Origin of the sequence: Solimonas fluminis, from assembly GCF_002930645.1 — a bacterium.
Lineage (GTDB): Bacteria > Pseudomonadota > Gammaproteobacteria > Nevskiales > Nevskiaceae > Solimonas_A > Solimonas_A fluminis.
Map to the genome: position 1 here is coordinate 139,147 of NZ_PSNW01000006.1, position 13,281 is coordinate 152,427.

Consider the following 13,281-nt stretch of genomic DNA (forward strand, 5'->3'; position numbering starts at 1 on the left):
GATTCGCATCCCGCAAACTCTCATTTGAGAATGCTTCGCATTTTCAATCTTTGGGCGAGATCGGGCCTTTCCGGCCACGCCGCGGGAGTTTCGGGTGACCAGCAACGACAAGTACGCGCGCCGCCTCCGGCCGGCCGCGATGGGGATGTTCCTGGCCTTCGGGCCTTGGATGGCATCGGCGCAGGAGCCGGCGGCCCCGGCTCCGGATACCCCGACCATTGCCTTGCCGGACGCGCCGGCGCCGGTGCCCGTGCTGGCTCCCGCCACGCCCAGGGCCGTGAGGCTGCAGCCGGTGGTCGTCACCGGCACCCGCACGGCCCACAGCCTCGACGAAAGCCCGGTGGAAGTGCAGCTGATCGATGCCGAGGACATCCGCCGCAGCGGCGCCCGCGATGTCGCCGAGCTGCTGGAGCGCGAGGGCGGCGTCTATGCCAGCCGCTCCGCCGGCCGCGGCAGCCGCATCGAGCTGCAGGGCCTGTCGTCCGAGCACGTGCTGGTGCTGGTGGACGGCCGCCGCCTGATCGGCCGCATCAACGGCGCCATCGACCTGTCGCGCCTGCCGACCGGCGACGTCGAGCGCATCGAGATCGTCAAGGGACCCAGTTCGGCGCTCTACGGTGCCGACGCGCTCGGCGGCGTGATCAACATCATCACCCGCCGCGGCGGCCGCGACAGCGGCGGCGCCGTCACCGCGCGCATCGACGAGGACCGGAACCTCGACCTGCACGGCCATGCCGGCTGGGCGCTGGGGCCGGTACAGGGCAGCAGCGCCTCCGGCCTCTCGCGGCTGGAGTCCTATGACCTGGATGCCGGCACGCCGTCCAACGATGGCGGCGACGGCGACAGCCGGTTCCTCTCCACCAACGCCGACTGGCAGATCGACGAGCACGCCAGCCTCGGCCTGTCCGGCTCCTACACGCTGGACGACGGCAAACGCATCGACGGCGGCAGCGCCAACCGCTACTTCGACACCCACAAGCGCGTCGAGGAAGTGCGCGTCGGCGCGGCGCCGCGCTACGCGCTGGATGCCAGCACCGGCATCAGCGGCGACCTCTACTACAACCGCTACTTCGACCAGTTCCTGCAGACCAGCCGCGCCGACGGCAGCGTCTCGCTGGACGAGGAGACCGTGGACGAGATCGCCGTGGGCACCGTGCAACTGGAGCACCGCCGCGGTGAGCACCGCCTGATCGGTGGCCTGGAGGCGCAGTTCGAGCGCCTGGAAGCGGACCGCCTCGACCATACCGGCGAGCGTGACCGCCAGGCGGTCTACGCCCAGGACGAGTGGGTGCCGGAATGGCGCGAGGGCCGGCTCACCGTCGTGCCGGGCCTGCGCTATGACCGCGACTCGCAGTTCGGCGACCAGTTCTCGCCCAAGCTGGCGCTGCGCTACGCGCTGTCGGACGCCTGGGTGCTGCGCGCCGGCTATGGCCGCGGCTACCGCGCGCCGGACTTCAAGCAGTTGCTGCTGCTGTTCGAGAACCCGGGCGTCGGCTACCGCGTGGAAGGCAACCCGGATCTCAAGCCCGAGCGCAGCACCGGCGTCAACCTCGGCGCCACCTGGCTGGCCGGCGACCGTGCCAGCCTGTCCTTCGGCGCCTACCACAACCGCGTCCGCGACCTGATCGACGTGATCCAGACCGAGGCCGGTCCGCCGATCGTCTTCTCCTACCGCAACGTGGCCTCGGCCACGCTCACCGGCCTGGACGCACAGGCGCGCCTGCGGCCCTGGCAGCCGCTGGAGCTGCAACTCGGCTATGGCTGGCTGCGCAGCCGCGACGACGATACCGGCGATCAGCTCAGCGGCCGTCCGGAGCACCGCGCCAATGCCGCGCTGCGCTACGAGCAGAACGACTGCGCACTGCAGCTGCGCGGCGTCTGGATCGGCTCGCGCCGCTTCGCGGTGGACCTGGACACCGGCGGCACGCCGACGCCGGCCGGAAAGGCCGGGTCCTATGCCCTGTTCGACCTGCGTGCCGAATGGCTGCGCTGGGAGCAGCTGGATCTGGCCATCGGCATGGACAACCTGCTCGACGAGGGCGATCCGCAGTACCTGCCGATCGCGCCTCGCGCCGCTTACCTGGAGCTGACATGGAACTTCCGCTGATGCGCGCCGCGCTGGCGGCCGTCGTATTGCTGCTCGCCGGCTGCACCGGCGACATCTCGCCCTCCAACCCCGACGGCGACGCTGAACTGCCGGGGCCGGGCGGAGCGCAGGCCTCCTTCAGCCGGCACTCCGCCGGCTACTACCAGGCCAGCATCGACGCCAGCGGCGACGACTGGGTCTACATCGACCTCGAGACGCAGGCGCAGGTGACGCCCGCCGATCCCTCCGCCAGCGATGCCTGGGACATCGCCTTCAAGGCCCAGGACATCAAGCTCAACGGCGGCGTCTCCGGCACGCCGCCGGGCGGCGATCCGGTGAGCGCCTACGGCGAGAAGGTGGAGGAGGGCACGACCTGGCCCTTCGAGCCCGTCACCAGCGCACCGCCGCGCAATGCCGTGGCCTACGTCAGCGACGAGTCCGGCTTCCTGGGCGGCCCGAAGCTGGCCATGACCAGCACGCCGGCCGCCGACCGGGCCCTGCTCGACCATGGCTGGTACCGCCGCTCCGCCGGCGTGACCACCGCCCGGTCCAATGTCGGCTATGTCATCAGCACGGTGGAGTGCCGCTACTACAAGCTGCGCATGACCGGCTATGGCGATCGCCGTCCCAGCTTCGACGTCCAGCGCATCACTGCCGCGGGCAACTGCTCCGGCGGCGGGTCGGCGCCGGTGGCGCCGCTGGGCCGCGCCACGTTCACCGCCGGCAGCGGCGGCAGCAGCATCGCCAGGGTCGATGCCAGCGACGAGGAAGCCTGGGTGCATATCCAGTTCTCCGGCAGGCAGCAGGTGGTCCCGGTGGACCCGTCCAACGACGCCGGGGGCTGGGACATCGCCCTGCGCCGTTCCGACATCAAGGTGAATGGCGGCAGCTCCGGGGCCGGCATCGTCGAGATCCACGGCATCCTGCGCGACGACTGGGATTCCCGCACCAGCGTGCCCCTGGCGGCGGACTTCCACACCGACACCGCCAGCGCGCTGGCCTTCACCACCTACCCGCTGTCGGAAACGCCGTCGCGGCCGGCCTGCGGCGGCATCAACGGCGACCATGGCTGGTACTACTATTCCGGCTTCTGCGACGACGGCGAAGGCATCCACCACATCTCGCCGCGCGACGTGGTCTACATCGTCGTGGCTGCCAACGGCGCGCGCTGGAAGCTGCGCATGCTGGGCTACTACAGCGAGTCCGGCGCCACCGCCAACCCATCCTTCGAGTTCGCGCCGCTGTCGGGTCTCTAGAGCCTTCTCGAGACCAGCGGAAACACGAACCCGTCATGCCGGCGAAAGCCGGCATGACGGGGATTCGATTCCGTGTTCCCCTGTCCTCCCGGGGGAGCTAGAAGCGCGGCAGCACCGGGTTGCGCCGCGCCAGCACGTCCGCGGCCTTCTGGCGGAACAGTTCGTCGAAGGCCTCGGGCTGCGGGATCAGCCAGAACTGGCGCTGGCGCAGGCCGTCGAACACGCGCCGGGCGAAGGCCTCCGGCGTCAGGCCGTTCTGCTGCAGCATGCTGCGCATCAGCTCCACGAACTGCTGCACCGCCGGCTCCTGCTGCGCCTGCGGACCGAAGGGATCGTCGAAGATGCCGCTGATCACCGGCCCTGGCGCCAGCAGCGAAACGCCCACCGGGCTGCCCAGCATCTCCAGTTCGCCGCGCAGCGCCTCGGTCAGCGCCACCACCGCGAACTTGGTGGCGGAGTAGGGTGACATCAGCGGGCTGGCCAGGAAGCCGCCGACCGAGGCGGTGTTGACGATCTGCGCCGGGCGTCCCTGCTCCAGCAGGCGCGGCACGAAGGCGCGCAGAGCGTGGTGGATGCCATGCACGTTGACCTCGAAGCTGCGGCGCCAGCGTGCCGGCTCCACCTGCCAGGAGAAGCCGGTGGCCATGATGCCGGCATTGTTGAACAGCAGGTCCACGCCGCCGTAGGCCTGCCAGGCGCGCCGCGCCAGCGCTTCCACCGACTCCGGGTCGCTGACGTCGGTCGGCACCGCCAGCACCTCGCCGGACAGTGTCGCCGTGAACTCCCGCAGGCGCTCGGCCTGCACGTCGGCCGCCACCACGCGCATGCCCTCCGCGAGGGCCTGGCGCACCAGCCCGCTGCCGATGCCGCTGGCCGCACCCGTGATCACGGCCACGCCGCCCTGGAATTTCAGCATTTCGTTCATCGTTCAGGCTCCGGCAGTCGCGGATCGGGGAGAGGACGGATTCCACAGGTCAGGCAGCCCGGGGTCGGTGCTCAGCACCAGTTGCTTCAGCAGGTTCTTCAGCGCCACGGCATCCCACTCGCCCAGGACGTCCAGCACCGAGGATTCGATATCCTTGGCGGCGGCGATCAGGTGCAGCGTGCGGCGGCGTCCCTCGTCGCTGAGGAACCAGCGCAGGTCGCCCGGGCCATCCTCGCCTCGCAGCAGGCCGCGCTGGCGCAGGCCGGCCAGCACCGGGAAGCCGCAGTTGCAGCCGGCATGCGACAGGCCAGCCTCGATCTCGCCCTGGGTCAGGCCGTCACGCACCGCCAGCGTGCTGAGGATGAAGTACTCGTCGTCGTTGAGGCCGTCGGCCCGCACCTGCTCGCGGATGCGGAAGTACACCTGGAAGTAGGCCCGTCCCAGCAGGTAGGGCAGGTGATCCTCGCTCCAGTTCGCGTCGAGCCCGCCGGCCGGTGCCAGCGCCGTGACCTTGCGCGTGGCCACGGCGTACTTGCCGGCCTGGAACACCAGCGGCGGCAGGCCGCTGCGGTCGAAGGCCACCACCTCGCCGACGAAGATCAGGTGATCGCCGCCCTCGTAGACGAAGGACGTGCGGCATTGCAGGCGCGCGCTGCAGTGCGGCAGCAGCGGCGCGCCGCCGGCGGCCTCGCCGACATCGACACCGCTGAACTTGTCCGCGCCGCTCCTGGCGAAGCGGTTCGAGAGTTCCTCCTGGCCGGCGGCCAGGATATGCACGGCGAAGTGGCCGGACTGCTGGAAGGCCTCCAGGCTGCGCGAGCTCTTCGCCAGGCTCCACAGCACCATCGGCGGATCCAGCGAAACCGAATTGAAGCTGTTGGCGGTGACACCCACGGGCTGCCTGTCGGCACCGCGCGCGGTGATGATGGTGACGCCGGTGGTGAAGGTGCCCAGCGTGGCGCGGAATTCGCGTGGGTCGAAGGCGGTGGTCTGGTTCATGCCGGTCTCCTCAACGCTTTGCGCTCAGCACCAGCGGCTGCCCGCCGGGTGCCTGCAGCACGGCGCGGGTTTCGTGCGGGCCTTCCTCGGCGGGCCGGAGCAGGCTGGCGCCGGCCGCGAGCAGGCCTTCCAGGGCGCCCTCGAGATCGTCCACGCGCAGGGCCAGCGCCGGTCGGTCGACGATGCGCTCCTCGCCGGCCGCCAGGCCCAGCGTCAGGCTGCCGGCATCCAGCGCGGCATAGCGCTCGCCGTCGCGGAACTTCAGCGGCAGGCCCAGCGTATCCCGGAAGAAGGCGATCGCCGGCTCGAGCCGGTCGACCGGGTACAGCAGCGTGTGAATCTTCATCTCGCACCTCGCAGTGATCCTGTCATGCGATCCAGCCTAGGACGGCCCCGGGCGGCCTTCTTCGTCCGGGTTGATGTAGTGGCGGGGACTAGCCCGGGTCACGCTGCCTGTACGAGACTGGCTCGTGAAGACACCCTGAGGAGAGCGCGACAGATGCAGACCAAACAGGCACAGCCGGGCAGTTTCGGCCCGGTGCGGCAGCTGGGCTACGTGGTGGAAGACCTCGACGCGGCGGTCGACGCCTGGACCCGCCAGCTGGGCGTCGGTCCCTGGCTGCTGATCCGCAACATTCCCCTGCACAGCGTCTACCTCGGCCAGCCCAGCACGCCGCTGATCGACATCGCGCTGTCCTATCGCGGCGACCTGCAGATCGAGCTGATCCAGCAGCGCAACGACGCGGCCTCGCCCTACCGCGATGCCGCGCACCCCGGCCTGCACCACATGGCCTTCGTCTGCGACGACATCGAGGCCGACCTGCGCAAGGCGCAAGCGCAGGGGCTGCGGGTGGTCTGCGACATCCGCATGCCGGCCGGCGGCCGCTACGTCTACCTGCAGTCGCCGGAACTGGGCCCGCAGGTCTACGTCGAATTCCTCGAGAACACGGCCCAGATGCGGGACATGATCGCGCAGGGGGTCGCCGCGTCGGCCGCCTGGGACGGCGGCGGCGAGCCCGCGGTGATCGACTTCGCCGCCATGGCCGGAGGCTGAGGAGCCCGGCGTTTCTCCTGCGAGACAGCGCCTTCCCGCCGGACCTAGTCCGTTTTGATGTAACCAAAGCGTGGAAGGCGGAGCCTCCTGACGGGGGTAGGGTGCGTCATCCGTCAAGGAGGAGAAAACATGAGAAGCAAAGGTAAGGTCCGCCGGCTCGCCGTACGCCGCGGTGTTCTGGGTGCCGCGCTGATCGGCGCGGCGGGAGCGCAGGGAACGGCCGTCGCCGGCTCGCTGGATGTCGGCGGCGGTTTCGATGCGAAGTACAACCTGACGCTGGGCTATGCCGCCGCCATGCGTACGGAAAGTCCCGACAGCGCGCTGACCGGCCCGGCGGCGGTCAACGCCGACGACGGCGACCGGAACTTCGATTCCGGCAGCCTGATCAACAACCGCGCCAGCCTGCTCGCGGAATTCTATCTCTCGCGCGGCGGCTACGGCGCGGTGCTGCGCGGCGACGCCTTCTACGACGACGTCTACCACCGCCGCAACGACAACGACTCGCCCGGCACGGTCAACAAGGCCGGCGACAACGATGAGTTCACCGACGACGCCCGCAAGTACAGCGGCGGCCGCGCCCGCGTGCTCGACGCCTATGTCTATGGCGACTGGTCGCTGTCGGACAGCGTGCAGCTGAACCTGCGCGGTGGCCGACAGGTGGTGGCCTGGGGCGAAAGCCTGTTCTTCTCCGGCATCGCCGGCGCCCAGGGCCCCGCCGACGCCACCAAGGCCAACGTGCCGGGCGCCGAGATCAAGAACATCCTGCTGCCGGTGGCGCAGGTCTCCGGCCAGCTCGACATCGGCTCGCGCACCAGCCTGATGGCCTACTATCACCTGGAGTACAAGCCCACCGAGCTGGACCCGGTCGGTAGCTACTTCTCGATCTCCGACGTGACCGGCCCGGGCCGCGAGTTCCTGACGCTGGGCCCTGGCTTCGCCGCGCCCTACGCCGGAGACATCGAGCCCAGCGACAACGGCCAGTACGGCGTCGGCGTCAAGGTGCAGGTCAGCGGCTCGACCAATGTCGGCCTCTACCGCCTGCGCTACCACGACACCAATCCGGCCTTGTCGCTGAACATCGCCGAGGTCGCGCCCGGCGTCTTCGCCCCGGTGTCCTACAACATCGGCTACTTCGATGGCATCGACATGACGGCGCTGAGCTTCTCCACGCGCCTGGGTCCGGCCAACGTCGCGGGCGAGGTGAGCTACCGCGAGGGCATCAACGTGCTGGTCGACGGCCCGCTGGGCCCCACGTCCAGCCGCGGCGACCTGGCGCAGGTCCTGCTGTCCTCGCTGTACACCGTGCCGCCCAACTTCCTGTCGCAGGAGATCGGCCTGGTGGGCGAGGCCGGCTACATCCATGTCGAGGACTTCGACAAGGTCGCCGGCGGGCCGGGCACGCTGACCAACGACAAGATGGCCTGGGGCTACTCGCTGATCGCCACCCTGAACTACCGCAACGTGTTCCAGGGCTGGGACCTGGCGGTGCCGATCACCTGGGCGCACCTGCCCGAGGGCAACCCGGCCATGGCCGGCTCCTTCGGCAGCCTCTACGGCCAGGGCGACCGCCGCCTCAGCGTCGCCGGCAACTTCACCTACCTGCAGAACCTGCAGGTGGGCGTCAGCTACAACGCCTACCTGGGCTCGGCCACGCTGGCCGAACGCCCCTACGCGGACCGCGACTACGTCGCGTTCAACGTCAAGTACGCCTATTGATTGCGAGGAGATTCCAGATGGATCACATCAAGATGAATCGGACCCTGTCCCGATTCCTGGCGGCCGGCCTGATCGCCACCGCCCTTCCCATGGCCCATGCCAAGGGCACCCCCGAGGAGATCGCCGCCCTCGGCGGCAAGCTCACCTGCGTCGGCGCCGAGCGCGCCGGCAATGCCGACGGCTCCGTCGCCGCCTGGACCGGCAAGTGGAGCGACAGCTATCCCGGCTACAACGGCCCCGGCAAGTACAGCCCCGGCCCCTACGCCGACGAGAAGCCGCTGTTCACCATCACCGCGCAGAACGCCGCGCAGTACGAGGCGAAGCTGACGGCGGGGCAGAAGGAACTGCTCAAGCGCTACCCGCAGTCCTTCCGCATGCCGGTGTATCCGAGCCACCGCGACTTCGCCTACTCGGCCAAGGTCTGCGAGGCGCTCAGGAAGAACGCCGCCAGCGGCGAAGTGGTGAACGACGGCATGGGCGTGCAGGCGGTCAGCGGCGCGCCGGCCATCCCGTTCCCCAAGAGCGGCATCGAGGCGCACTGGAGCATGGTGACGCCGCACCGCGCCTGGACCGAGCTGGTGGTGTCGGACTCCGCCGTGGTCTACCCCAACGGCAACAAGTCCTGGGGCCGGGTCGACTACAAGATCCTGTCGCTGAGCAACGACCCCAAGCAGACGCGCAGCTCGCAGGACCAGATCGACTCCTACTTCAAGGTGCGCACCCTGTTGCCGGAACGCCAGAACGGCGAACTGTTCATCGGCTGGAACCCGAACGACTACCACAACGACGATCGCCAGACCTACTTCTACAGCCCGGGCACCCGCCGCGTGCGCCAGGCGCCGGAGTTCGGCTTCGACACGCCGCAGGGCGCGGGCGGCTTCCGCACCGTGGATGACGACCGCCTGTTCAACGGCTCGCCGGAGCGCTACGACTGGAAGCTGGTCGGCAAGAAGGAGATCTACGTTCCGTACAACGCCTTCCGCCAGAACGACACCTCCGTCAGCTACGACACGCTGCTGACCCCCAACACGCTGAACCCCGACTACCAGCGCTACGAGCTGCACCGCGTCTGGGTGCTGGAGGCCACGGTGAAGTCCGGCTACCGCCACGCCTATGCCCGCCGCACGTTCTACATCGACGAGGACAGCTGGCATGCCCTCTGGGTGGACAACTATGACGGCCGCGGCAACCTCTGGCGTGCCAGCATGGTGAACTACTTCTGGGCGCCGGAGATCGGCGGCTTCCAGGCCGGCGTCGCGGTCTACCACGACCTCACCGCGGGAGCCTATTTCGCGGATCGCCTGGTCAACCAGTCCAAGCAGTGGTGGCTGCTGAACCAGGGCGGCCTGACGCCGGAGATGTTCTCCGAGTCGGCGGCCAAGCGCTCGGGTCACTGACCTCCGGCGCTGCAACGAAGAAGGGGCGGCCCAGGAGGCCGCCCCTTCTTCGTCCGCATCCGCAATCAGAGCCGCTGCAGCGAGCGAATCTGGTAGATGCCGTGGCTGATCGCCACCACGGTGCCATCGGCGGTCTTGATCTCGCCGTCCAGCGTGAATTCGGCCTTGCCCTTGGCATCGGCCTCGCCGCTGATCGCCGCGATCTGCTCCTCGCTCAGGCCGATCTCGATGGTCACGTCGCCCTTGGCGGGCTTGAGGAAGCGCAGGTTCATTTCCTTGACGATGGGCGCATAGCGCGTCATGTCGAAGGACGACAGGAACAGCGCGCCACCCGGGATCTCGGCCACGGTGAACAGCGCCCCCGCGTACATCGTGCCGATATGGTTGCCGTTGCCGGCGAAAGGCACCGAGCACTTGACGTAGCCGCGGCGCAGTTCCACGACCTTCAGGCCGCAGTTGGCGACGAACTTGATGCCGGTTTCCAGGGCTTTCTTGGCGACTTCCAGGTCCATTGAGGGCATTCCACAGGGTAAGGAGGATGGGCCGAGGATAGCGGATCGGGCCGCGGACGGGATCGTTCGGGACGGCCGGTTAAGGCCGAACCTGCAGGCGCTTTCGTCCTAATGGGTGAAGCCCGGCCGCCCCGGCCGTTCCGATACTGGGATTCGAAGAATTCCATTCATCACGAGGAGAACGCCATGGCCTTGCCGCTGGAAGACCTGGAGCTGATCAAGCGCCTGAAGTACGCCTACTGCCGCTGCATCGACACGGCCAATCTCGCCGAGCTCAAGACGCTCTTCACCGAGGATGCCAGCGTCCGCTACGAGGGCGGCAGCTACCTGTTCGAGGCCCAGGGCCGCGACAAGATCCTGGAAGCCATCGGCTACGCCTTCCACGCCGATGCCATCGCCCTGCACCACGTCAACCATCCGGAGATCGACTTCCAGTCGCCCACCGAGGCCACCGGCACCTGGTACCTCAAGGACTGGTTCTGCGACCTGAAGAACAAGATCTATACCGACGGCTCCTCGTTGTACCGCGACACCTACGTCAAGGTGGACGGCAAGTGGCTGATCAAGCGCGCCACCTACTCGCGCATCTTCGAGATCGTCACGCCCTTCACCGAGCCGCCCAACATCACCGCCCACTACCTGGCCAAGCATGGCGTGAAGCATCCCTGATGAAGGCCGCCGTCACCGGCGGAGGCGGGCGGCTGGGCTGCGCCCTGGTGCGCGTGCTGCTGGCCCAGGGCCACGCCGTGCGCGTGCTGGAGCCGCCGGGGCGCGGCATGCCGCGCTCCCTGCAGGGGCTGGACGTGGAGATGGTCCATGGCTCGGTGCTGTCGGCCGGGGATGTGGCGCGCCTGCTGGAGGGCGTGGACTGCGTGTTCCACCTGGCCGCCAAGGTCAGCATCGAGCCCGACCGCGACGGCAGCATGCAGCGGGTCAACGTCGAGGGCACGCGCATCGTGGCGGAGGCCTGCGCGGCGCGAGGTGTCCGCCTGGTGCACTGCTCCTCGCATTCCGCGCTGGAGCACCGCCCCCTGGCGCTGCCGCTGGACGAAACGCGGCCGCTGAACATGAAGGGCCGTTCCGACTACTCGCGCACCAAGGCGCAGGGCGAGACCCTGGTCCAGCGCCTGGTGCAGGAGCGCGGGCTCGACGCCGTGGTCTGCATGCCCGGCAACATGATCGGCCCCGAGGACTACGAGCCCTCGATCTTCGGGCGCGCGCTGCTGGATCTCTACCACCGCCGCATCCCGGTGATGATGGAAGTGATCAGCGACTACGTCGACGCGCGCGACGTGGCCGCCGGCTTCGCGGCTGCCGCCACCCGCGGACGCCGCGGCGAGCGCTACCTGCTGACCGGCGAGGTGCTGGACATGCGCCAGTTCCTGGCCGTGTGGGAAGAGGTCAGCGGCGTGCCGATGCCGCGCACCGTGCTGCCGCTGTGGGTCGGCTGGGCTTCCTTGCCCCTGGCCCTGGCCGCCGCCCGCCTCAGCGGCCAGCCGCCCAAGTTCAACGCGGGCGTGCTGCGCCAGGCCGTGCTGAACCGCGTGGTCAGCCACGACAAGGCCCGCCGGGAGCTGGGCTTCGATCCGCGCCCGCCGCGCGAATCGCTGCGCGATGCGCTGGAGTTCCTGCGCGCGGAAGGCTGGCTGGAAGCGAAGGCGGCCTAGGAGCAGGCCTGCCGTTGTAGGAGCGGCCGTTGGCCGCGACGGGTCCGGTCATCGACCGAACCTGTCGCGGCCAACGGCCGCCCCTACGATGTTTCCGCCGCCTCTCAGCGCTTCGCGATCCTCACCACCACCTCGGCCGCCCCCGCCAGGTTCTCCAGCCTCAGCAGCCCGGCATTGGCCGGCGACAGGCTGCGCGCACCGGTCACTTCCAGCGTATAGCCCGAGGGATAGTGCATGGCCAGGGGCACGTAGATCTCGGTGGGGCCGCGCGCCGCGCGGGGCGTGTAGCGGTACTCGAAGGCGGCGGTGTCCGGGTCGAAGGACAGGGACTGCGGGATGCCGGCGGTGGCCTGCGGATAGGTCCGCACCAGCACCTTCAGCTTGGCGGTCTTGGCCGTGGACAGGTCGGCGTCGTCGGTGAACAGGCTCTGGTCGCCGCTGCCCTGGGACTCGGTGGTCGGGTCGCGCCAGTTCTTGTACTGCCAGTATTGCCAGCCCACCAGGCGCTCGTCGGCGTCCGAGGTCACGTCCAGCAGCACCTGCATGTCCTCGGTGGCGCCGAACTCGGTCAGCAGCTCCACCGCATCCATGCGGTCCGCCTGGGCCCGGGCCTGGTCGAAGACCCGGGGGCCGAAGGCCTGGCAGGTATCGTCCAGGCCCACCGGCAGGGCGTCCAGGATGCCCAGCTGCAGGGCGTTGCCGAGGGTGTTGAGCGGACAGTAGTAGTGGAAAGAGAAGCCCAGCTGTTCCTCGCCCGGGATCGCGGTGAAGCCGGTGGGTGCGCCGGTGCTGGTCAGGGGCTGCGACTGGAACCAGACGATGTTGTGCGGGTCCTCGGCGCGGATCGCCCGGCGGGCGTGGTCGAAGAAGGGCTGCAGCGAGCCGCTGTCATGCCAGGGGCAGCCGGTCAGGGGAATCAGGCAGGTCGGGTAGTCCAGGCCGGCCCAGGGTTCGTTCATCAGGTCGTAGCCCATGGAGTAGGGCTGGTTCTTCCAGCGCCGCGCCACCGCCGCCCAGGCCTCGGCGAAGCCGTCGCGGATGTCCTCGCTGGCCCAGAAGCGGTCGAAGGCCTCCGACAGCTGCGGCATGAAGTAGTTGAAGGGGAATCCGAAGGACGGGGCGCCCAGCAGGGTGGTCAGCGGCCCCTTGGCCTCTTCCACCGCCCAGTCCGGCACGCCTTCGCCCTGGTAGGCCGGCCCCAGCAGGTCCTGGTGGAAATCGAACAGCATCCAGATCCTGCGCGAGGCCAGCAGCTGGATCGTGCGATCCCACTGCGCCAGGTAGTCCTGGTCCACCGTGCCCCGCTCCGGCGCCACGCCGACCCACAGCGTCCCGATGCGGGCGTTGTTGAAACCGTGCCGGGCCAGCCAGTCGGCATCCTGGGCCAGGAAACCCTCGGCCGTGGCCGGCGGGTAGAAGGGGGCCTCCTTCCAGACCATGTTGACGCCGTGCAGCAGCACCACGCGCCCCTCCGGGTCCACCAGCCAGCGACCCTCGCGACGCAGCTGCGGCGCCTCGCTGCCGCCGGGAGGCGGGCTGCCGGCCGAGGGGGTGGATGACTGGCAGCCGGCCAGGGCCAGGGCCAGGGCGGCAAGCGCCCCACGAATCAGGGTATTACGCACGGCTTCTCCTCCGGACCGGCGGCGGTGCCCGGATGGCCCGCCGCTCG

Annotated in this window: 12 protein-coding genes; 7 read left to right on the forward strand and 5 right to left on the reverse strand. The window is 69.3% G+C overall.

Translation table 11 applies throughout. The features are described from left to right. Positions 1-94: 94 nt before the first annotated feature. Positions 95-2,107 (forward strand): TonB-dependent receptor plug domain-containing protein, encoded by a 2,013-nt coding sequence (locus tag C3942_RS12415; protein WP_104230662.1) that lies wholly within the window; start codon positions 95-97, stop codon positions 2,105-2,107. Beyond that, positions 2,092-3,342, forward strand: coding sequence for an HmuY family protein (locus C3942_RS12420; RefSeq protein WP_104230663.1), 1,251 nt, complete (start codon positions 2,092-2,094; stop codon positions 3,340-3,342). Before C3942_RS12415 ends, C3942_RS12420 begins: the two co-directional genes overlap by 16 nt. Positions 3,343-3,439: 97 nt before the next feature. Here C3942_RS12420 and C3942_RS12425 read toward each other — a convergent pair whose 3' ends face one another. From C3942_RS12425 to C3942_RS12435, 3 genes are read right to left on the reverse strand one after another with little or no spacing between them, the layout of a single operon-like run. Further along, on the reverse strand, positions 3,440-4,267 hold the full coding sequence (locus tag C3942_RS12425) for an SDR family NAD(P)-dependent oxidoreductase (RefSeq protein ID WP_104230664.1): 828 nt from the start codon (positions 4,265-4,267) through the stop codon (positions 3,440-3,442). A 3-nt stretch (positions 4,268-4,270) separates the two neighbouring features. Continuing rightward, positions 4,271-5,266, reverse strand: coding sequence for a flavin reductase (locus C3942_RS12430; protein ID WP_104230665.1), 996 nt, complete (start codon positions 5,264-5,266; stop codon positions 4,271-4,273). A 10-nt stretch (positions 5,267-5,276) separates the two neighbouring features. Beyond that, a complete protein-coding gene (locus C3942_RS12435; protein ID WP_104230666.1) occupies positions 5,277-5,612 on the reverse strand; it encodes a VOC family protein in 336 nt (111 codons plus the stop codon). Between the two features lie 153 nt (positions 5,613-5,765). On the opposite strand from C3942_RS12435, the gene C3942_RS12440 reads away from it, so the two are divergent. The 3 genes from C3942_RS12440 to C3942_RS12450 all read left to right on the forward strand — a co-directional run bounded on the left by C3942_RS12440 (position 5,766) and on the right by C3942_RS12450 (position 9,433). Beyond that, entirely contained in the window at positions 5,766-6,320 is a 555-nt protein-coding gene (locus tag C3942_RS12440; protein ID WP_104230667.1) for a VOC family protein, read from the forward strand. 129 nt (positions 6,321-6,449) lie between these two features. Next, the gene (locus C3942_RS12445) at positions 6,450-8,036 is read left to right on the forward strand and encodes a DUF1302 domain-containing protein (RefSeq protein WP_104230668.1); all 1,587 of its coding nucleotides are present in this window, start codon (positions 6,450-6,452) and stop codon (positions 8,034-8,036) included. Positions 8,037-8,053: 17 nt separating this feature from the next. Further along, entirely contained in the window at positions 8,054-9,433 is a 1,380-nt protein-coding gene (locus tag C3942_RS12450; protein WP_243393590.1) for a DUF1329 domain-containing protein, read from the forward strand. Between the two features lie 65 nt (positions 9,434-9,498). Here the strand turns inward: C3942_RS12450 and C3942_RS12455 are convergent, their stop codons facing one another. Continuing rightward, complete coding sequence (locus C3942_RS12455) at positions 9,499-9,945, reverse strand: YiiD C-terminal domain-containing protein (protein ID WP_207766067.1); 447 nt, start codon at positions 9,943-9,945, stop codon at positions 9,499-9,501. 186 nt (positions 9,946-10,131) lie between these two features. Between C3942_RS12455 and C3942_RS12460 the strand changes: the two genes are divergently transcribed. Together C3942_RS12460 and C3942_RS12465 are read left to right on the forward strand one after the other, a co-directional pair. Then, positions 10,132-10,614, forward strand: coding sequence for a nuclear transport factor 2 family protein (locus C3942_RS12460; protein WP_165797439.1), 483 nt, complete (start codon positions 10,132-10,134; stop codon positions 10,612-10,614). Next, on the forward strand, positions 10,614-11,612 hold the full coding sequence (locus tag C3942_RS12465) for an NAD-dependent epimerase/dehydratase family protein (RefSeq protein WP_104230671.1): 999 nt from the start codon (positions 10,614-10,616) through the stop codon (positions 11,610-11,612). The genes C3942_RS12460 and C3942_RS12465 overlap by 1 nt, the downstream gene beginning before the upstream one ends. Positions 11,613-11,716: 104 nt before the next feature. On the opposite strand, the gene C3942_RS12470 is transcribed toward C3942_RS12465, so the two are convergent. Then, a complete protein-coding gene (locus C3942_RS12470; protein ID WP_243393591.1) occupies positions 11,717-13,234 on the reverse strand; it encodes a cellulase family glycosylhydrolase in 1,518 nt (505 codons plus the stop codon). Positions 13,235-13,281 lie beyond the last annotated feature (47 nt).